Annotated in this window: 14 protein-coding genes; 12 read left to right on the top strand and 2 right to left on the bottom strand. The window is 63.6% G+C overall.

Annotation, left to right across the window (positions count from 1 at the left end):
• Positions 1 to 85 precede the first annotated feature (85 nt).
• From VQ044_RS19455 to VQ044_RS19405, 11 genes are all read left to right on the top strand, one after another.
• Entirely contained in the window at positions 86 to 1534 is a 1449-nt protein-coding gene (locus VQ044_RS19455; protein WP_327648968.1) for a phosphatase PAP2 family protein, read from the top strand.
• Positions 1531 to 2826, top strand: a complete 1296-nt coding sequence (locus tag VQ044_RS19450; protein WP_327648970.1) for an adenylate/guanylate cyclase domain-containing protein — start codon at positions 1531 to 1533, stop codon at positions 2824 to 2826. The genes VQ044_RS19455 and VQ044_RS19450 overlap by 4 nt, the downstream gene beginning before the upstream one ends.
• A 258-nt stretch (positions 2827 to 3084) precedes the next feature.
• Positions 3085 to 3621 carry a cytochrome b gene (locus VQ044_RS19445; protein ID WP_327648971.1) on the top strand — a complete coding sequence of 179 codons (537 nt, stop codon included), beginning with the start codon at positions 3085 to 3087 and terminating at the stop codon, positions 3619 to 3621.
• Positions 3622 to 3805: 184 nt separating this feature from the next.
• Positions 3806 to 5266: an ArnT family glycosyltransferase gene (locus VQ044_RS19440; RefSeq protein ID WP_327648972.1), complete on the top strand. Its 1461-nt coding sequence runs from the start codon at positions 3806 to 3808 to the stop codon at positions 5264 to 5266.
• Positions 5267 to 5513: 247 nt separating this feature from the next.
• The gene (locus VQ044_RS19435) at positions 5514 to 6134 is read left to right on the top strand and encodes an outer membrane protein (protein WP_327648973.1); all 621 of its coding nucleotides are present in this window, start codon (positions 5514 to 5516) and stop codon (positions 6132 to 6134) included.
• 334 nt (positions 6135 to 6468) lie between these two features.
• Complete coding sequence (locus VQ044_RS19430) at positions 6469 to 7092, top strand: phosphatase PAP2 family protein (RefSeq protein WP_327648975.1); 624 nt, start codon at positions 6469 to 6471, stop codon at positions 7090 to 7092.
• Positions 7089 to 7691 (top strand): hypothetical protein, encoded by a 603-nt coding sequence (locus tag VQ044_RS19425; protein ID WP_327648976.1) that lies wholly within the window; start codon positions 7089 to 7091, stop codon positions 7689 to 7691. Before VQ044_RS19430 ends, VQ044_RS19425 begins: the two co-directional genes overlap by 4 nt.
• Complete coding sequence (locus VQ044_RS19420) at positions 7688 to 9082, top strand: ABC transporter ATP-binding protein (protein WP_327648978.1); 1395 nt, start codon at positions 7688 to 7690, stop codon at positions 9080 to 9082. The genes VQ044_RS19425 and VQ044_RS19420 overlap by 4 nt, the downstream gene beginning before the upstream one ends.
• Positions 9083 to 9095: 13 nt before the next feature.
• A complete protein-coding gene (locus VQ044_RS19415; protein ID WP_327648980.1) occupies positions 9096 to 11726 on the top strand; it encodes an ABC transporter permease in 2631 nt (876 codons plus the stop codon).
• Positions 11727 to 11877: 151 nt separating this feature from the next.
• Positions 11878 to 12603, top strand: coding sequence for a glycosyltransferase family 2 protein (locus tag VQ044_RS19410; RefSeq protein ID WP_327648981.1), 726 nt, complete (start codon positions 11878 to 11880; stop codon positions 12601 to 12603).
• A complete protein-coding gene (locus tag VQ044_RS19405) occupies positions 12600 to 12932 on the top strand; it encodes a lipid-A-disaccharide synthase N-terminal domain-containing protein (RefSeq protein WP_327648983.1) in 333 nt (110 codons plus the stop codon). Before VQ044_RS19410 ends, VQ044_RS19405 begins: the two co-directional genes overlap by 4 nt.
• A 57-nt stretch (positions 12933 to 12989) precedes the next feature.
• Here VQ044_RS19405 and VQ044_RS19400 read toward each other — a convergent pair whose 3' ends face one another.
• Both VQ044_RS19400 and VQ044_RS19395 read right to left on the bottom strand, forming a co-directional pair.
• Positions 12990 to 13295, bottom strand: a complete 306-nt coding sequence (locus VQ044_RS19400; protein WP_327648984.1) for a hypothetical protein — start codon at positions 13293 to 13295, stop codon at positions 12990 to 12992.
• A gap of 1099 nt (positions 13296 to 14394) precedes the next feature.
• Positions 14395 to 18333, bottom strand: coding sequence for a vitamin B12-dependent ribonucleotide reductase (locus VQ044_RS19395; protein WP_327651142.1), 3939 nt, complete (start codon positions 18331 to 18333; stop codon positions 14395 to 14397).
• A gap of 612 nt (positions 18334 to 18945) precedes the next feature.
• Between VQ044_RS19395 and VQ044_RS19390 the strand changes: the two genes are divergently transcribed.
• On the top strand, positions 18946 to 20076 hold the full coding sequence (locus VQ044_RS19390; protein WP_327648988.1) for a sensor histidine kinase: 1131 nt from the start codon (positions 18946 to 18948) through the stop codon (positions 20074 to 20076).
• The last annotated feature ends 86 nt before the right edge of the window (positions 20077 to 20162 follow it).

The raw sequence follows: 20162 nt of genomic DNA, 5'->3' as shown, positions 1-20162 counted from the left end.
TCGTCTCGATCGATGCGCCCATCATCCATGACCTCCGAATCATGGTCGCCCATGGATTCAGAACTCGTCGAAAGGCGCAACTGTAATGCTAGGCAAAATCGCCTATGGCTTCGCTTACCCGGTCTTCGATCGATGGCGCCTTGGTCGGATCGAACGTCGTGGCCCGTCAGCGAGCCGGCTGGCGCGATACGAAACCCATATCCTCTCCAACCACCGCAACATCGTCGGATGGACCCTCGTCCTGATGGTCGCGGCATTGGCCGCCGGCGGCTTCCTGACGCTGCTCGGCAATCTCCTGTTCGATCCGGAATTGAAGCTGATTGACAAGGCCGTCTACAATTTCCTGCAATCCTTCCGCAGCGACGCGGGCACCCGCATCATCACGGCGGTCACCATGGCGGCGGACGGCTTCGTGCTGACCGGCCTGAGCCTGGCGCTCGTCGCCTGGCTGCTCATCCGGCGGCACTTCCGCGTCGCGGTAACGGCAGCGATGGCGGTCGCCACGTCGAGCCTGTTCGTCCCGCTCGTCAAGGGGATCATCCAACGGCCCCGTCCGACGATGCTCTATGCGGGTGCCGAATCCTTCTCCTTCCCCAGCGGCCACGCGACGCTCTCGATGACCGTGTTCGGTGTCCTGGCCGTGATTGTCGCTTCGCACCTCGCACCACGATGGCGTCCTCTGGCGATTGGGGCCGCCATTGGCGCCGCGCTGATCATTGCGTTCACCCGGCTGTATCTCGGTGCTCATTGGCTGAGCGACGTTGCCGCGGGCGTATCGTTCGGGTTGCTGGTGACGGCGATCTTCGCGTTCCTCACCCGGCGGCAGGATCGGGCCATCCGCCTGGGGCCGCTGCTGGCGGTTCTGCTGCCCGCCTATCTCGGGACCTACAGCTATCATCTGTGGAAGGACTACGATCGCTGGACCGTGAACTACGCGCCGGTGCCCATCGCGGAGCAGATCAGCTCGCAGGAATGGCTGGCCGACGGTTGGAGCAGGGTCGCCGAACGTCGTTTGACGATCGCCGGCGATCAGGCCGAGGTGTTGAGGATTCAGACCGATCTTTCACTATCCGGGCTGACCGCTCGCCTTGAGCCGTCCGGCTGGACTCCCCTTGCGGTCGGCGGTCTCCTGGAAACGCTCATGCCATCGCGCGTGCCTCTCGTCGAACGGCCAGCCGCACCGCTGCTTCACGACGGTCGCCGGCCCGTCGCTGCCTATGCGAAGCCCGGGCCGGCATCCGATCAGCGCCTGGTTCTCACCTTCTGGCCATCGAGCTTCCAGCTCGGCCCCGGTGAGGACGGCCGTCCGGTTCTCGTCGGCGGCCTTTCCCTCGAGATGCTCGACCCGATCGCCGGCGGTTACGCGATCCTGGAGATCGCCGAAGATAGCCAGGTGCTTTCGAACGACCTCGACAGCCTGATCCAATCCCTCGCGCCGGGAGCCGCATCGACCGCTAATAGTGATATTCTCCTTCTGCCGAAGAACGGCGCTGCGATGATCGAGGCACCCGTGCTTGATGGGCGCTGGCCGTGATCGGGTGGACCTCGAAGAAGGGGAGACAGTTACCGCACACCGCCCCGCGGGCCGATGCGCATGAAATCGGCACACCGTTTCCACTGCTGCGAACATTCCTACTCCTTCTCCTGCCGGTGATCATCGTCAGTTCGGTTGGCTTGGTGTTCACCTTGAACAACGCCATCTCCGCCAGCGCGGAAAAGCTCTTTGCCGAGCAGGAAATCCGGCTCGTCCAGACCATGCTTCTGGCGGACGGTCTTTTCGAGGGAGCGTCCCCGCCGTCGGCTTCAGTCCTTTCCGAACTGCGAAAGGAGATGGCCGAGACCGGGCTCACCTGCCTCCTGGTCCTCGACCAGTCCGGCGGACGCATCGCCGAGCTCGCCTATAACGCCGACTGCGGATCTTTGGACGCTGCGACCTTCGAGGGCCTGACGGCGACCGGGGCGGCGACCCTCAAGGAAGATATCGTTCTGCCCGGACACTGGACCTCCCTGGGGGTCGTGGCATTGCCGCGCTCGGGAAAAATCGTATCGCTGGCCGCGACGCGACGAAGCGGCGTGCTTGAATCCGCGATATCCCGATTGACGGGTTTCTGGACGAAGGTGTTTGCGAGCCTGCTCTTTGTCTCGGTGCTGGCGACCGGCGTGGTGATTGCCAAAGCCCAGAGGACGCTTGATCGCCAGGCGATCTACGTTCGTGGCGTTCACCTTCGACTGCAGCGTTTTCTCTCCGTCTCCGCGGTCCGCAACGCGATCAATGACGAGACGTCAGCGACCCGCTTCGAAGCAGTGGTCATGTTTCTCGATCTTCGGGACTTTTCCAGTTTCGCGGAAGGCGCCCCGCCAAGCGACGTGGCGGATCTCATTGATGCCTTTGTCACGGCCGTCGCCGGAGCAGTGTCACGGCATGATGGCGAGATCGACAAGATCATCGGCGATGGGATCATGGCGTTCTTCGAGGGTGAGGATGCTGACGACCGCGCCGTGGCGGCCGCGGCGGAAAGCATCGAAGCCTGCCATTCGCTGGCCCGCCATCCCGGCGTCGGTCTTTATCGGGGCGAGGTGATCGCCGCCGCCCTTGGCGCCGGCAAGCGGGCGGATTTTACGATCCTTGGTCGGACGGTGAATCTGGCCGCGCGCCTCTGCGCTCTATCCGGCGAGAACGAAATCACCATGTCGCAGGACATGGCGGCCAAGCAGCGCCCCTATCTCGAAGAGGTTTCACGGGACGTCGTGAGACCCCGCCATCACAGACGGGAAATGTCTGTTGTCCGGTTCAGACTGGTCAATGCCAGCGGCGAGAATCCCTAGATCCGGACTGGATAGGGACACCCAACCTCAGTTGCGCGATCCGCGGATTGATGTCTCGCTCGCTGCAAATGGTCCGCCATGCGTTTGATCGGACCGCCGGCGCCATCGCGAGCGCAACTGTCACACCTTCCAAGGTTGCAAAACCGTATAGTTCCGGAAATGCCACTGAAGACCCGTCCGATCTAGAAGGATTCTACATCGGCGGCGGAAGGGTCGCGCGCCGGAAAACCACCAGTTTGAAATCGGAAGTGATCGGTTATGAATGCAAAGTCATCGCCCGCCGGCTGGAGCCGGCTCAATGTCGCCATGCACTGGCTGATCGTCGTTCTGATCATCGTCCAATATCTCGAAAGCGAGTTCATGGTCTCGCTTTGGGACGGAACGCTCGAGGGCAAGGCGGTTTCATCCACGACGACGATTCTCGGCTGGACCCACATCGTCCTCGGCTCGGCGATCCTTGTCGCGGCCGCCATCCGCTTGCTCGACCGCTTCTTCATCCATGGGCGTCCGTCGCATTCAGAGGGTGAGCCCGACTGGGCGGTGTGGCTCGCGAAGATCACGCATGCATTGCTCTACGTCGTGCTGATCCTCATGCCAGTGGTCGGCCTTACCGCCTGGTTTACCGGCGATGACACGCTGGCCGGCTATCACACCGTCCTCTGGACGCCGCTGCTCGTCCTGATCGGCGTGCATATCGTCGGCGCGCTTGCCCAGCATTTCGTGTTCCGGTCGGACGCGTTGCGGCGGATGGTGCCGATAATGAAATCGCCGTCCTCGGTCGAATCGGCCGAATAGGGCGACAATTCGCGCTCTACGACACAACGCTCGGGGTGACAGAGGCTCGTCCCGAGCGCACCGCGTTGGACTGCCGACCCTCCCGCTGCTTCCCCGAAGCGGCTTTGGCTGAACCGGCGCGGATCCTGCCGTCCACAAAGTTGAATGTCTCGCGGATTTCGTCCGCACATAGGGCGATGTTCCCATGCCTCGGCGTATTCCAACCCTCGTCCTGCCGATCCTCGTGCTCGGACTTTTCATCCTCGTTTCGGCGGCCCTGCGGCCGGTGTTGCCGCCGGACGAGACGCGCTATCTCACCGTCGCCTGGGAGATGATGGTCAATCGGGACTTCATCGTCCCCACTTTCAATTTCGCCGCTTATCACCACAAGCCGCCGCTGCTGTTCTGGTTGATCGATCTGTCATGGGCGGTCTTCGGCGTGTCGCGCGTCGCGGCGCTCGCGATGATTTTTACCGTGTCCGCCGCCGTCATGGTCCTCACGCGCCGCTTGGCCGCCGAGCTGTTTCCCAGCGATGACGTCCTCGTCGCGCGTGTCGGCTGGCTGACGCTGGGCAACGTCGTCTTCGTCATCTATGCCGGCTTGATCCTGTTCGATCTCCTGCTGACCGCCTGCATTCTCGGCGCGCTGATCGCGCTTTTGATCCATGCCCGCTCACCGTCATGGCGCTGGATCGCCATCGCAGGCTTCGCCATCGGCTTGGGTGTTCTGGCCAAGGGGCCGGTGGTCTATCTCCATCTGTTCTGGCCAATTGCGGCCTATCCGCTCTGGCGGACCGAGCGTCAGGCGCTGGCGCCGAGGGCCTTTTGGCAAAGCGCTGGTCTCGCCGTTCTGGTCTCGCTGCTGCCGATAGCCGCCTGGGTCGTGCCCGCGCTGGTCGAAACCAATGGCGAGTTCGCCCGATCGCTGATCTGGGACCAGACCGCGGGTCGCATTTCCGGCTCGTTGTCGTCGAGCCATGCCCGACCATTCTGGTTTTACCTGCCGCTGCTGCCAATCTTCGCGATGCCGTGGATATTCTCACCTTATGTCTGGGCCGGCCACAAAGGCGCGATGAAGCGTCCGATGGCCGCGCTTCTGGGCGCCTGGAAATTCACGCCCGCGCTGCGCTTCGTGACACTCTGGTTCGTGCCGGTGGTCGCCAGCTTCAGCCTGATCGCCGGTAAGCAGCCGCATTATCTCGTGCCGTTGTTGCCGGCCGCGGCACTGGTCAGCGCCTATGTGATGCGCGGTATCAGCGTGAAGCTGATCGGGATCGGCGCCGGCATCGTCCTCGGTCTGACGATCCTTGGCCAAGCAGGTGCCGCGCTGTCGGTCTTCCTGAATTACGACCTTGCGCCGCTCGCGAGACTGGTCGCGGCGCGGGCGGGTCCGGTTGCCTTCGTCGGCGATTATCAGGGCGAGTTCGGGTTTCTCGGACGTCTGCGGCGACCCCTCGACGTAATCGACAGCGCCCAGGCGGAGCGCTGGCTCGGCGAGCACCCAGACGGCATGCTCGTCGCCATTGGACTAAGACAAGACGAGGGCCTGCCCGGTCGTCAACTCCTCGACGCACCGTTCGCGCTCGATCGGCACATGGTCGCCAGCGAGAGCGGGCTCCCGCCGGCCGCGCTGAACACCGGCCCGGCTGCCGATCGCGCTCGCTGACGCGGCGGTCGATTTTTTTGCAAACCGTATAGTTTCGGCAATCTCGCCCCCATCGATGGAGCCTAAACCGAACGCCGAGATGGGGCCGGATAGCAAATCATTTCGGTCCAGGACCTCGGGTATCGCGCGATGGAATCCGCGTCCACCGCGAGTTCGGAGGGATCATCTCGGGCCGGGTCCTCTGTTTAAAGCGTTCGGAGGACCCGGCATGCAACGCCGAATGCGCCAACTTTCCTGGAGAGAAAATATGAGATGGTTCCTGCTCGCTGCCCTCTCGGCGCCCTTTGTCACGCCCGCCGCGGCCGCGGATCTGATCGTTCCAGAACCACCGGCGCCGGCTCCTATCGAGATCGTGGCGCCGATCAACACTTGGTCCGGCCTCTATATCGGCGGACAGGTCGGCGGAGCCTTCGGTTTCGACGGCGCCGACACAGTTTATAATCCCCGGCCCGGCTATTCCGGCGCGTTCGCCGCCACGCCGTCCAGTAACAAATCGAGCTTCATCGGTGGTGGTCATATCGGCTACGACTATCAGACCGGCAACGTCGTCATCGGCGCGGTTGCGGACATCAACAAGATGAGCGGACCCTCCGAGCGCAGCTTCTCGGTCGGTGGCGTCAACTTCCCGGTCAAGGACAAGATCGATTACATGGGCACCGTGCGTGGCCGTCTCGGCTACGCCTACGATCGGTTCCTCGTCTATGGCACCGGCGGTCTCGCCTATGCCAAACGCAGCCAAAGCACGAGCTTTCCCACGACGACGTCAGGGCCGTTCACGGGCTACAATTTTTCCGAGAAGACCGACAAGACCGATACCGGCTACGCGGTCGGCGGCGGTATCGACTATCTCGTCTCGCGGAATATGTAGGTCGGTCTAGAATATCTTTATACAGACCTCGGCAAGAACGACTGGTCGGCGAAAGCGACCAACGGTGCCCAACTGGTCGACTTTACAGCGAACACGAAGGATCGGACGGATTTCCATACTGTCTGGGCCAAAATGTCCTATCGCTTCGACTGACGGCATCTGACGAGAATTTTTGGCTTTCCTTTCGCGCCCGCCACCCCGGCGGGCGCGTTTTCTCGTCGGGCGGATGGCACTGCCATATCGCCTTTTCTTCGCCGGATTACAAACGGTATAGTTCTGGCCAAGGGCAGATCATCTGAGGTCGGCATTCTCTTCAGCGAAGGAGAATGAGACCGTGACGATCACTGCCCTCAACGACGCGATAGTGGCGGCGGCGCAATCCGCGCTGACAGCCATGTCCTGGCTTTCCGATCTGTCGGTCGCGACGGCCGACTGGGGAATTGGCATCCTGCCCGTCGTTCTCATCGTATTGTGGCTGCGCGGCGGGCCAGCGGGCAGACAGACGGCGACTACGGCGACGCTGGCGGCGGGTGTCGCACTGGCAATCGCCGGAGCCATCTCGTTCCTGTTCTACTTTCCCCGGCCTTTCGCGATCGGGCTCGCCCCCAATCTCCTCGCGCATATCGCCGACAGTTCGCTTCCGAGCGACCACGCGGCGGTGATGAGTGCGGTGGCGATCGCTCTCCTGTTCGCCGCTCGCCGCTCGTTGGGGGTTTTGGTCACCGTCGCCACGCTCGCGGTCGGCGCCGCTCGGGTCGCGCTCGGCGTGCATTTTCCCAGCGATATCCTTGCCGGAATCCTCGTCGGAGGGGCAGCGGCGGCGGCTTTTCAGTTCAAGCCTTGCAACGACTTCGCCTGCTTCACCCGACGTCTCGCTGAGGCGCTTTACGCCGCGCTCGGCATCGAGGTGCTGGCGACGCGCCTTCACCTTCAAAAACAACAGGAGAACATCCGATGACCCACAATTCCGCGTTCGTCAGAACCGCGCTGTGGACGGTGATTGCCGCAACCGCACTCGTCGCTCCGGCAAAGGTCTTTGCCCAATCCAGTCCTGCTACCCAACGCGAGACGGCCGTGGCGTCGGAAATCAATCCTCCCGGCGATATTCCCGACGATCAGGTCTTTATCACCTACAAGTCTGCGAGCGGGTTCTCGATGCAGGTTCCGGAGGGCTGGTCACGCAGCGACGCAGCGGACGGTGTCAGCTTCGCGGACAAATACGGTCGCATCGCCATCGACGTGACGAAGGCATCCGAAATGCCGACCTCCGCAAGTGTCAAGCAGAAGGAGGCCGCCGACCTCGTCGCCGGGGGCCACGCTGTCGATGTCAGGAACATTCGCACGATGCCGTTGCCGGCGGGGGAGGCGGTCGCGGTCGATTACCTGTCGAATTCCGCGGTGAACCCTGTCACCGACCGCAAGATCCGCCTTGAGAACCGCCGCATCTACTTTTTCAAAGACGGCAAGGAAGCGGTCCTGACATTGTCCGCACCCGCCGGCGCCGACAATGTCGACCAGTGGAAAATGATGGCCGAGTCGTTCCGGTGGTCGTCGTGACGCTTCTCGATGCGGAGGACCTGTTCCGCTTCTATCACATCGGCGATACGGAGATTCGCGCACTGAAGGGCGTCAGCCTCGATGTGAGCTCCGGCGAGATCGTCGCCCTGACCGGCCCCTCGGGGAGTGGCAAGTCGACGCTTCTTTCGTGTCTATGCGGCCTCGATGAACCCGACGGCGGGACGGTCGATATCGGGGGGCGGCGGATGACCCGACGGCCGGAAGCGGAAAAAGCGGTGATCCGTGCCTCCACGCTCGGGATTCTCGCCCAGCGCGACAATCTGTTCCCGCATCTGACCGTCGCCGAAAATATCGCTTTCGCGTTGTGCCACCGAAGCGGCGACGACGGGATGGACGTCGAGGCTGTTCTCCGGTCGGTCGCTCTGGCGGAGCGCGCCAATGCCTATCCAGCCACGCTGTCGGGCGGTGAAATCGCCCGCGCGGGCTTGGCTGTCGCCCTGGCACTCGACGCGCCCCTGATCGTCGCGGACGAGCCGACCGCGGAAGTCGACGAGGCAACCGAGCGGATGATCCTCGCCATTCTGGTCGACAGAAGCCGGAAGGGGAAGGGAGCTTTGATCGCGACCCACAGCCGCGCCGTCGCGGCGATAGCCACGCGGACCCTGCATCTTCGGGACGGACATCTCGTCGAAGGGCCCTTCGTTGAGACCCTCGACGAAGCCGAGCGTCTGTTTGAACGCACCGCTCATCCCATGCTTCGCAATGATCGCGAGGCGCTGATCGAAGCGCGAGGTCTGGGCCGGAATTATGATCTGGGCGCTCTCTCGGTTCATGCGGTGGAAAATGCGGACATCGCCGTACGGCAGGGCGACCGCATCGCCGTCACGGGGCCGTCGGGAAGTGGCAAGTCCACACTGCTGAAAATGCTGGCCGGCATCGTGCGGCCATCGTCGGGCCTCTTGTCGTGGTTCGGTACAGAGACCGCCACGAAGCTCCGTCCTGGCCGGATCGGAGTCGTGTTCCAGGAACCGAGCCTGATCCCGTCGCTGACCGTGCGGGAAAACGTGGCATTGCCGCTGCAATTGGCGGCCCGTTCACCTCAAGGTCGGGTGCATATGAGCGCCGCCGAAGCCCTGGCGTTGCTGTCGCTTGCGGACTTGGCCGACAAGTTGCCGGACGAGCTCTCCGGCGGCCAGATGCAGCGTGTCGCCTTCGCCAGGGCCCTCGTCACCAATCCCGAAATCATCCTCGCCGACGAGCCGACCGGGCAGCTCGACCAGCCGACCGGACGAGCGGTGATGAAGGCGGTCCTCGATGCCCTCGGTGAGAACGAGACCGCACTCCTGCTCACCACCCATGACGAGCGGCTGGCGGCGACCATGGCGACACAATTGCGCATGGACCACGGTCGGCTGGCCGAGGCCGCCTGAAAGGATTTCCATCATGTTCGGTCTTTGGATCAAAGGCATTTTCAAGCGTCGCGCCGTCCAGATCGCGCTGGCCTATTCCGGTGTCGCGATCGCCGTCGCGCTGATCGCGTTGATCGGCGTATTCTCGGTGATCAGCGCGTCGACGATGACCGAGCGCGCCGTCGCGCAAGTCGTCGTCGACTGGCAGGTGCAGCCCAAACTCGCCGCGGACTCCGGTGCGATCAAGACCGCGCTCGAGGCGCTGCCTTCCATCCGCGCAGTCAGTCAGGTCGATTATGCGGACATGCGGGCGCTCCAGGCAACCACCGGCGGGACTGTCCAGACCACGGGGGCCGCGAAGGTTTTCGGCATCGACGCTGGCTACCGGTCTGCTTTCCCGGAACAGATGCGGCTTCTCCTCGGCAGCCTGGATGGCCCGGTGCTGGCGCAGCAGACCGCCGCGAATCTTCATGCGGGAATCGGCGACAGCATCCAGATCCTTCGGCGTGACGGCGCAGCAAGCACGATCACCGTCGCCGGCATCGTCGAACTTCCCAATGCCGATGCCTTGTTCCAGTCGATCGGAGCGCCGGCCGGCGCCGGGCCGACGGCGCCCCCGGACAACGTCGTCATTCTGCCGGCGACGCAATGGTCGACGCTCTTCGCCGCGGATACGTCCGGGACGGTCCAGTTTCACGCCGCGTTTATCCGCGCCGCGCTGGCGCGCTATCCCGATACGGCCTTCATCGAGGAGGCGCGTCAGGTCCGAAACTTCGAGGCGTCCATCGCCGGACAGGCCCTCGTCGGTGACAATCTCGGCGCCCGCCTCGATGCGGTTCGCGGCGACGCGATCTACGCCCGGGTTATCTTCCTGTTTCTCGGTCTGCCGGCGGCTGTGCTCGCCATCTTGCTGACCGTTTCGCTGCTCCTGACCGACCGCGATCACAAGAGCCGGAATGAAGCGCTGCTGCGGATACGCGGCTTCGATCGCTCGGCGATACTGCGCCTGATCGCCTCCGAAGAAGCCATCGGCGCGGCCGGGGCCGCTATCGTTGGCTCACTGGCGGCGTTGATCCTGTCCGCCCTGCAATTCGGGACGGCCTCGCTGTCGTCGTCGGCACTTATGTGGATCGCCCTGTCAGGCATTGGCGGTTTCGCCGTTGCGCTACTCTGCGGCATTCTGCCTGCGCTTCGGCGGTTGCGCGGCGAAACCGTGCTGCGCGGACGAACATCCATGAGCCGGGGCAGCGATCCGCTATGGCAGCGGCTTTGGCTCGATCTCATCTTCCTGGCCGGAGCCGTGGTGATTTTCCTGCAGTCGGCTAGTTCCAACTATCAGGTCGTGCTGGCGCCCGAGGGCGTGACCGCGACGGCCGTCGACTACACCGCCTTCCTGTCGCCGCTGCTGTTCTGGGTCGGCAGCGTACTGCTGACGATCCGGCTGGCTTCCTGGTGGATCGGCCGTTCCGCCGGGACCATGGAAGCTACGACGATCCGGATTGGCCTGGCCAAAGCCACCGCCCCGAGCGTCGCAGCCGGCCTGTCACGGCAGCATCGGCGGATCGCCGGCGGCATCGCGCTGGTGTCTCTAGCCTTCTCCTTCGCTGTCGCCGCGTCCATCTTCAACCTGACCTACAACGGCCAGACGCGCGTCGACGCGATGCTGACCAACGGCGCTGACGTAACCGTCACCGGCTCCACCGCGACGCCGGTTGGTCCTGTTGTCCAGACGATTCAAGCGATGCCGGGCGTGGTGGCCGCCGTCCCGATGCAGCATCGCTTTGCCTATGTCGGCAACGACCTCCAGGATATCTACGGCATCGATCCGACACGGATCGGCAAGGCGACGGCAGTCGAGGACGCCTATTTCGCCAACAAAAATGCAGCGGCGACGCTGAAAGCGCTGGAAACGAATCCAGACGGCGTGCTGGTCTCCCAGGAGACCGTCAACGATTTCCAGCTGGCAATCGGCGACCCGATCAAGTTGCGGCTTCAAAATGCCAAAACGCACCAATACGAGGCGATCTCGTTCAAGTTCGTCGGCGTGGCGCTGGAATTTCCGACCGCGCCGAAGGATTCCTTCCTCGTCGCCAATGCGAGCTACCTCGCAACGCAGACAGGCTCGTCGGCGCATGAGCTCTTGCTTGTTCGTTCGCTCGGCGACCCGAAAGCCTTGGCTGCGGCGATCCGCCAGGACCTTGGCTCGACGTCGGGCTATACGGTCACCGATCTGGAATCCGCCTTCCACATCATTGCCTCGAGCCTGACAGCCGTCGATCTCGGACGGCTCACCACGGTCGAAATCGCCTTCGCGGTCGTCCTGCTGGCCGCCGCGACCGGCCTGATGCTGTTCTTCGGCTTTGCCGAGCGCAAACGCACCGCCGAAATTCTCGCCGCTCTTGGGGCTTCGGGCGCGGAAATCGGCGGCTTCCTGTGGAGCGAGGCGTTGCTGATCCTGGTGCCGGGCACGGTTATCGGCTCGCTGATCGGCGTCGTGGCCGCCGACATGCTGGTGAAGCTTCTGTCCGGCATCTTCGATCCGCCGCCGGATGCGCTCTCCTATCCGCTGATCCAGCTGATCGGCTTCGCTTTGGTCGGCGTCGTGGCGACGGTCGCGGCCGTTCAGATGGCCAGGCTGCGGCTCGCACGAGAGGTCGCGGCCTAACATGGATGATTTTCGACCCACCCCGGACTTACCGCTGTCCAGGCAAGCTGCCCAAGACGTTTCAAACCTCGATGTCTCCACATTCACGGCGACCAACCAACCTGCGTCGACCGTGGCTCGGGAAGTCGGTCCCGGCAGGGACTTCGCTCTTGTGAGCATCGTCGTTCCGGCACGCAACGAGGCGGCAAATCTTGCTGTATTGCTGCGCGAGATCGAGGCAGCTCTCGCCGCCCGCGGCCATGAGATCCTAGTCGTCGACGACGGCTCGACCGACGCGACGGCGGAAACCTTGGCGGGTCTTTTGGCTGAGGGCATCCCGCTTCGTCACATCCGCCACGATCGCCCTGCGGGACAGAGCCGGGCCATTCGCAGTGGCGTTCTTGCCGCGAGCGGTGATCTCGTCGTCACCATCGATGGCGACGGCCAGAACGATCCCGCCTTCATTCCAGTGCTCGTTGCGGCGCTGGAGTCGGCCGGGCCAACGGTCGGCCTTGCCGCCGGCCAGCGCACTGGCCGGACCGACAGCAGGCTCAAGCAGCTTTCCTCGCGTTTTGCCAACCGCCTTCGCACGGCCATCCTGAAGGACGCGACCCGCGACACCGGTTGCGGGTTGAAGGCAATGCCCACCGAACTGTTCCGCCGGTTGCCCTATTTCGATGGCTGGCACCGCTATCTTCCGGCGCTGGTGCTCCGGGAGGGACTGACTGTCGTGCATATCGACGTCAAGGATCGCCAGCGCCGCTTCGGTCGCTCCAATTACGGCATTTTCGATCGCGGTCTTCGCGGAGTTCTCGATCTCTTCGGGGTCTGGTGGCTGCGTAAGCGGGCGCTGGTGCGGCCAGATGTCGGCGAAATCATCCCGGATCAACCGCTATGAACGACCTTATCACCTATCTCCGCCATGTCTTCGTCGACCAGTTCGATGTCTGGGTCGCGCTCGGCTTCGTCGCCCAATTGATGTTCACCGGCCGCTTCGTGGTCCAGTGGCTTGCCTCCGAGCGAGCCCGGCGAAGCGTGATCCCCGTCGCTTTCTGGATATTTTCCCTGGCAGGCGGTGCATTGCTGCTAGTCTATGCGATCCAGCGGCGTGACCCGGTATTCATCTTGGGACAGGCGGCGGGCCTGTTCGTCTATACGCGCAATCTCATTCTCATCTGGGGCGAGCGGAAGCGGGCCTCGCCGGAGTTCGATTTGGCGGCCCCTTGAAACGGTAAGTGCGGCCATCGACTGCATTCCATTTCGGCCAAATAATCGGTGGTTGAGTCAGGCACCGACGCCGAGGAATTGATGAGGCGTTCGTACATGCAGCGCGTCCATCTTCCTGCTCTTCTCGGTGAGGCTTTGGCTGAACTCCGCGTCGACCCGGACGACGTCCATTATCTTGTCGGCCTTGGTCGTCCGGTCGCGCTGCGGCTGTTCCCAAGGTGGCAAAGCCCAGTCTTCTTCATCTACTCCATTCTGGTACGCATCCTCGACTGATGATCCTTCGATTTCGGGAGCAGACCAGTGGGTGGGCGCGGTGATCGGGTCGCTGACCATTGCAAACTGTAGCGCCGGTCGATCACTCATAGAAGCTGACGTTCCTTCCAGGCGAAATGGCGCCGAGACTTGACCGACCGCGTGAAGTCGGCCCATCAGTCGCGCCGAATGCAGATAGTGCCACAGCCCAATGCCGCACCGTATTCTGCGCAATAGGAGCTGCGAGATGGCGCGAAAAATTCGGGACGCGAGTTGGCTTGAGAACGAGGCAACCGATGCCGAGCCTCCGGAGCCGTGCTGGCTATGCGGCCGATTGCTGGGTGAGACCGTGGACCGCTTCCACCCGATCCCCAAAAGCCGGANAGGCAACCGATGCCGAGCCTCCGGAGCCGTGCTGGCTATGCGGCCGATTGCTGGGTGAGACCGTGGACCGCTTCCACCCGATCCCCAAAAGCCGGAGTGGCCGTGACACCGTTCTTGTCCATCCCATCTGCCGGGAGACCATCGACGCCAATTTCACGGCGAGCGAACTGGTCCGCCACGCAGAAAGCGGGACGCCCCTCACGGATAACGAGACGGTCGCACGCTTCGTAAAATGGGTCGCCAAAAAGCCTGCCGACTTTCACTCTGCAACCAAGTAGGGTCGTCAGCCGAACGTCGGCTTCGCCACCTCTTCTACCGGAGATAGGACCGTCCGATTTTGGCCCTGCTACGCCGTAAGTGCCCCTATCATTCCTCTTCTGCCAACGATGACCCGGACGCACTGTCCGGCAAGTGCCCCGCACGGCGTCGAGGCCTCGGTCCACATGGAGCCATCGATCTCATATAAGACTTCGGCGACAAGGGATTGCTGATCGTGGCGCGGGCGAAGACCTTCCCCCCCCAAGACCGAGGCTGAAGAGTCATCCCCCGAGGGCTGGCGGCGGCGGATTGGGTGCTTCCATGAAGGTGTGTGGCCGGAGCCAAGCTTTCCCGTATTTTGCTGTTCGTTTCGATTGCCTTTTTCCGCGTCGACGGGCGCTCAGTTCCCTGGTGCTGAGGCTCACCCCGTCGACGACAGAAAGCTGCCAAGAGTGGGGTGAGCCAACGTCATACGAAATCGAGCCATCCTTTACGACGTAGAGCCAGATTCCTGGCGCGTCAGGAGATTCGGTGACGCGTCAGGGTCAGTCTTTTTCGATCGAACGCCTCAGCTGCACCCGCTCGTCGAGCCGCAGGTGTCGCATTTCAGGCAGGTGCCGTTGCGGACCATCGAGTAGTTGCCGCACTCCGAGCAGCTGTCGCCGGTGTAGCCCTTCATCATCGCCATGGCGCGACGCTCGGCGCTGGTCGCCTTCGCGCCGGCATCGGCCGAGACGTTGGCCGCGTCCCGGTCGCTGGCCGGGAAAGCCAGCGGCTGGTCGAACAGCCCCTGCGCCGGCGTGACGTCGGCGGTCGGGGCGGGAGTGGCGACCGGGGCCTCTTCGTAGTCGCGCTTGAAGGCGACGGCCGCGGCCGTTGCAGGCGTCGCCGAAACCGCGGCCACGACACTGCCGCCGCGAGTGGAAACCGCCGTGGCCGCGACGCTGCCGCCGGAGCCGCTGGTGTTGGCGGCGGCGCGGGCCGAGGCCTTCACCACCGCCGCGCCTTTCGCGGGTTCGCTGCCGCCGCGATCGCCGGGACCGGTGAGGGTCCCGCCGGCCGGCGATCCCGCCAGCGCGCCGGCCGGATCGTTCGAGACCAGCCGGAACTTCGCGGTTTGGCCGCGCACCATGCCGTGCGAGACCGGCGAAATCGGCTGCGGCTTGTCGCCTTCGACGCCGCGGCCGAGGCCGGAGGCGCCGAACTCCTCCGGCTGGACATGGGCGAGATCGTGTCGGCCGAGATAGGAGACGGCGAGTTCCCGGAAAATGTAGTCGAGGATACTCGTGGCGTTCTTGATCGCCTCGTTGCCCTGGACCATGCCGGCCGGCTCGAATCTCGTGAAGGTGAACGCCTCGACATACTCTTCGAGCGGCACGCCGAACTGCAGGCCGAGCGAAATGGCGATGGCGAAATTGTTCATCATCGCGCGGAAGGCTGCGCCCTCCTTGTGCATGTCGATGAAGATCTCGCCGATGCGCCCGTCGTCGAATTCGCCGGTGCGAAGATAGACCTTGTGGCCGCCGACGATGGCCTTCTGGGTGTAGCCCTTGCGCCGGTTCGGCAGTTTTTCGCGATCGCGCACTACGCGCTCGACGATGCGCTCGACGATGCGTTCGGCGACCTCGGCCGCGCGGGCCGGCGCCGAGGCGGCGATCAACGCCGCTGTCGCCTCCTCGATGTCCTCGTCCTCGTCGTCATCGGCGATCAGCGAGGCGTTGAGCGGTTGCGAGAGCTTGGAGCCGTCGCGATAGAGCGCGTTGGCCTTCAGCGCCAGTTTCCACGACAGCATGTAGGCGGCGTTGCAATCCTCGACCGTCGCGTCGTTCGGCATGTTGATGGTCTTGGAGATCGCGCCGGAAATGAACGGCTGGGCCGCCGCCATCATATGGATGTGCGACGCGACCGACAGATAGCGCTTGCCGATCCGCCCGCAGGGATTGGCGCAGTCGAATACCGGCAGGTGCTCGTCCTTCAGGAACGGCGCGCCTTCCAGCGTCATCGCCCCGCAGACATGGACGTTGGCTGCATCAATGTCCTTCCGCGAAAAGCCGAGGAAGGACAGGAGCTCGAAGGAGAAGTCATTGAGTTGGGCGTCGGTGAGGCCGAGCGTCTCCTTGCAGAATTTTTCGCCGAGCGTGAACTTGTTGAACACGAACTTGATGTCGAAGGCTTGGCCGAGCGCCGCGTTGAGCGCCGCGATCTCAGCCTCGCCGAAGCCCTTGGCGGCGAGCGAGCCGGGATTGATCGCCGGAGCCTGGTCGAGATTGCCGTGGCCGACGGCGTAGGCCTCGATCTCGGCGATCTCGTGCGGGGCATAGCCGAGCGAGGTGAGGGCTTCCGGTACGGCGCGGTTGATGATCTTGAAATAGCCGCCGCCGGCGAGCTTCTTGAACTTCACCAGCGCGAAATCGGGCTCGATGCCGGTGGTGTCGCAGTCCATCACAAGGCCGATCGTGCCGGTGGGCGCGATCACCGAGACCTGGGCGTTACGGTAACCGTTCTCCGAGCCGAGTTCGACCGCCTCGGCCCAAGCCGCCTTGGCGCGGCCGGAGAGGCGCTTGTCGGTCAGCGAAGCGTGGTCGAGCGGCACCGGGTCGACCGACAGCGTTTCGTAACCGTCGGAAAGGCCGTGAGCGGCGCGGGCATGATTGCGCATGACGCGCAGCATGGCGTCGGCGTTACGCTCGTAGTCGGGGAAGGCGCCGAGATGACCGGCCATTTCGGCCGAGGTCCGGTAGGCGACGCCGGTCATCAGCGCCGAAATGGCGCCGCAGATCGACCGACCCTCGTCGGAATCATACGGAATGCCGGCGGTCATCAACAGGCCGCCGATATTGGCGAAGCCGAGGCCAAGCGTGCGGTAGTCGTAGGAGAGCTGGGCGATCTCCTTCGACGGGAACTGCGCCATCATGACCGAAATTTCCAGGACGATCGTCCACAGCCGGGTCGCGTGCTCGAAGGCCGCCGTGTCGAAGCGCTTGATGCCGTCCGGCCCGTCCAGCCCTTCCTCGCGGAACTGGATGAGGTTGAGCGAGGCGAGATTGCAGGCCGTGTCGTCGAGGAACATGTATTCCGAGCACGGGTTCGACGCGCGGATCGGGCCGGCTGCCGGGCAGGTGTGCCAGTCGTTCATCGTGGTGTTGAAGTGCAGGCCCGGATCCGCAGAGGCCCAGGCGGCATAGCCGATCTGCTCCCAAAGTTCGCGGGCCTTGAGGGTCTTCGATACCTTGCCGTCGGTGCGGCGGATGAGATCCCAGTTCCCATCCTCCTCGACCGCGCGTAAAAAGTCGTCCTTGAGCGAGACGGAATTGTTGGAGTTCTGACCGGAGACGGTGAGATAGGCCTCCGAATCCCAGTCGGTGTCGAAGACCGGGAATTCGAGGTCGGTATAGCCCTGGCGCGCGAACTGGATGATGCGCTTGGCGTAGTTCTCCGGCACCTGGGCGCGCTTGGCGTCCTTGACGGCGCGCTTCAGCGCCGGGTTCTTCATCGGGTCGAAGCAGTCGCCGTCCGGCCCTTCGCAATTGACGCAGGCCGACAGGATCGCCTTGAGATGCTTGGAGACGGTCTTGGAGCCGGTGACGAGTGCGGCGACCTTTTCCTCCTCGCGCACCTTCCAGGAAATGTACTTCTCGATGTCGGGATGGTCGATGTCGACGACGACCATCTTGGCGGCCCGCCGGGTGGTCCCGCCGGACTTGATCGCGCCTGCCGCCCGGTCGCCGATCTTGAGGAAGCTCATCAGACCGGACGACTTGCCGCCGCCGGCGAGCGTTTCGCCTTCGCCGCGCAGGTAGGAGAAGTTGGAGCCGGTGCCCGAGCCGTATTTGAACAGCCGCGCCTCGCGCACCCACAGATCCATGATGCCGCCGTCATTGACGAGATCGTCGGCGACGGACTGGATGAAGCAGGCGTGCGGCTGCGGGTGCTCGTAGGAGGATGTCGAGCGGGTCAGTTCGCCGGAGCGGTAGTCGACGTAGTAATGGCCCTGGCCCGGGCCATCGATGCCGTAGGCCCAGTGGAGGCCGGTGTTGAACCATTGCGGCGAATTGGGCGCGACCTTCTGGGTCGCGAGCATGTAGGCGAGTTCGTCGCGGAAGGCGGCCGCGTCCTTTTCCGAGGCGAAATAGCCGCCCTTCCAGCCCCAGTAGGTCCAGGTACCGGCGAGCCGGTCGAAGACCTGCCGGGCGTCCATTTCCGAGCCGGTGCGCTCGTCCTCGGGCAGCTTGGCGAGCGCGGCCTCGTCCGCGACAGAGCGCCACAGGAAGGAGGGGACGTCGTTTTCCTCGACCTTCTTCAGCCGGGCCGGCACGCCAGCTTTGCGGAAATACTTCTGCGCCAGAATGTCGGACGCCACCTGGCTGAACTGCGCCGGCACGTCGATGTCGGCGAGGCGGAAGACCACCGAACCGTCCGGGTTGCGGATCTCGCTGGTCGCCTTGCGAAACGTGATCGCGTCATACGCGTTCTTGCCGGCCTCGGTGTATCGGCGATCGATCTTCATGCCCATGACGGTCCCATCCTCGTCTAAAATTTTCTTGCCGCAAAGAATCGCCCGCCAGCGAAGTTCCCCCTCCGCCCGGTGCGTATCCCCCAATTGTCGTGAATCGCCCATCTTGTGCGAGGGCCGTTCAGCGACACTAGATATAGTGTATTTGAGGTGGTTAAGCGACCCTTAATTCTGGGTCACACCGATTTGTCGTGATCGGATTTCCGCTTTTTTTCGCCCTGTGGGCGGAAGGACACGGCCTGCGTTATGCCCTCATAAGGCGGGCCAGCATCGACGATACAAGGCTAGAGTGAGTCCGGCCGGATGGTCAACGGGCTTCGGGATCGCCACGCGATTATCGCCGGTCGGTAGCCGCCGTCACGAGGATAGCGGGGATAAGTCTCGCCTTCCGCTTTCGCCTGTAGCAGAAGGGCCGAATCGGATCTGTGTCTTGCGACTGTGGTCAAAATGCCGCATCTACGGGCGGTCTTGTGAAGACCGCGTTGGTTTTCGGGCGGCGTACCGTCCGATTTGAAGACGATAGCGTTCATTGCGTCGAGGAATATTGTGGTCATTACGAATCTGGTGGGCGCAACGACTGACGAGGGGCGTCGATTGGAAGCCATTGTGGAACCACACAGCGACTCGCGTATCAGGTTGACCGCGGCCGACCTCTTGGACACCGAGCCGGAGGTCGCCTTCGATCGAATCACACGGCTGGCCGCGCGTATCATCGGCGTGCCGGTATCGCTGGTCTCGATCCTCGACACCGACCGGCAATTCTTCAAAAGTCAGGTGGGCCTCCCCGACATCTGGGCCGAGCGGCGCGAGACCCCGCTCAGCCATTCCTTCTGCCAGTATGTTGTCGCCAGCGGCGAACCTTTGGTCGTCGACGATGCGCGGTCGCATCCGCTGGTGCGCGGAAACCTCGCCATCGATGATCTTGGCGTGGAAGCCTATCTCGGTGTGCCGATTCGCACCCCTGACGGAGCTGTCATCGGCTCGCTTTGCGCGATCGATCATGCGCCGCGCCACTGGACGTCAGAGGATCGGCGGGCGATCGAGGATCTGGTGTCGATGCTCGGGACGGAGCTGGTGCTGCGCGAGGAGGTGCGGTTCCGCCGCGAGGCGGAGGAGCAGGCGCAGCTCTTGGCCCGCGAGATGGCCCATCGGGTGAAGAATTCGCTGGCAACGGTTCAGGCGATCGTGTCGTTGTCGCTGCGCTCCAGGCAGCCGGCCGAAGCGATCCGCCCGGTGCTTCTCGAACGCCTCGGCTCACTGGCCAAAACGCAGTCTCTGGTGATGGTGGCCGACTGGAGGGGCGCGTCGTTCGCCGCGATCGTGGCATCGGAAATCGAGCACTATGACGTCGGAACCCGTATTCGCACTGCAGGCCCCGAGGTCTGGATCGCCCCAGGCGATGCGGTGACCATTGGAATGATCCTGCACGAGCTGGCGACGAACGCGGCGAAATACGGCGCCCTGGCGCCGGGCAGGGAAGGGACCATCGATATCGATTGGCAGGAGGCGACGTCGGAAGGCGAGGGACGAAGACTGCGTCTGACCTGGCGCGAGGATGGTCGACCCGGCACATCGGCGGCACCGGAATCCGACGACACCGAGCCCTCAGGTTTCGGCAGCGAGCTTCTCGATAAGCTGATCGTCCGGCAGCTTGCGGGACGGATCGATCGTGACTGGTCAGACCGCGGGCTCGTCTTCACAGCCGACTTCGCCATTTCGGAGCCGATGTCGGCTTAGCATTACAGTTGCTCTTTGGATCTGAGATGCGCTTGTCGAGCTGCGGCTTGGTGGGCGCGTCGCCAAGTTGACCAAGCAATGACGTG

The organism is Aurantimonas sp. C2-5-R2 (assembly GCF_036549495.1).
In the GTDB taxonomy this organism is placed as follows: Bacteria; Pseudomonadota; Alphaproteobacteria; order Rhizobiales; family Rhizobiaceae; genus Aurantimonas; species Aurantimonas coralicida_A.
The sequence above is the reverse complement of the archived record's forward strand: the minus strand, read 5'-3'. Positions and strand labels throughout refer to the sequence as shown.

Bases quoted from the DNA above. Each gene is read 5' to 3' on its own strand.
- VQ044_RS19455 (WP_327648968.1), top strand. From the start codon at position 86: ATGCTAGGCAAAATCGCCTATGGCTTCGCTTACCCGGTCTTCGATCGA.
- VQ044_RS19400 (WP_327648984.1), bottom strand. From the start codon at position 13,295: ATGAGTGATCGACCGGCGCTACAGTTTGCAATGGTCAGCGACCCGATC.
- VQ044_RS19425 (WP_327648976.1), top strand. From the start codon at position 7,089: ATGACCCACAATTCCGCGTTCGTCAGAACCGCGCTGTGGACGGTGATT.
- VQ044_RS19440 (WP_327648972.1), top strand. From the start codon at position 3,806: ATGCCTCGGCGTATTCCAACCCTCGTCCTGCCGATCCTCGTGCTCGGA.
- VQ044_RS19445 (WP_327648971.1), top strand. From the start codon at position 3,085: ATGAATGCAAAGTCATCGCCCGCCGGCTGGAGCCGGCTCAATGTCGCC.
- VQ044_RS19435 (WP_327648973.1), top strand. From the start codon at position 5,514: ATGAGATGGTTCCTGCTCGCTGCCCTCTCGGCGCCCTTTGTCACGCCC.
- VQ044_RS19415 (WP_327648980.1), top strand. From the start codon at position 9,096: ATGTTCGGTCTTTGGATCAAAGGCATTTTCAAGCGTCGCGCCGTCCAG.
- VQ044_RS19405 (WP_327648983.1), top strand. From the start codon at position 12,600: ATGAACGACCTTATCACCTATCTCCGCCATGTCTTCGTCGACCAGTTC.
- VQ044_RS19395 (WP_327651142.1), bottom strand. From the start codon at position 18,333: ATGAAGATCGATCGCCGATACACCGAGGCCGGCAAGAACGCGTATGAC.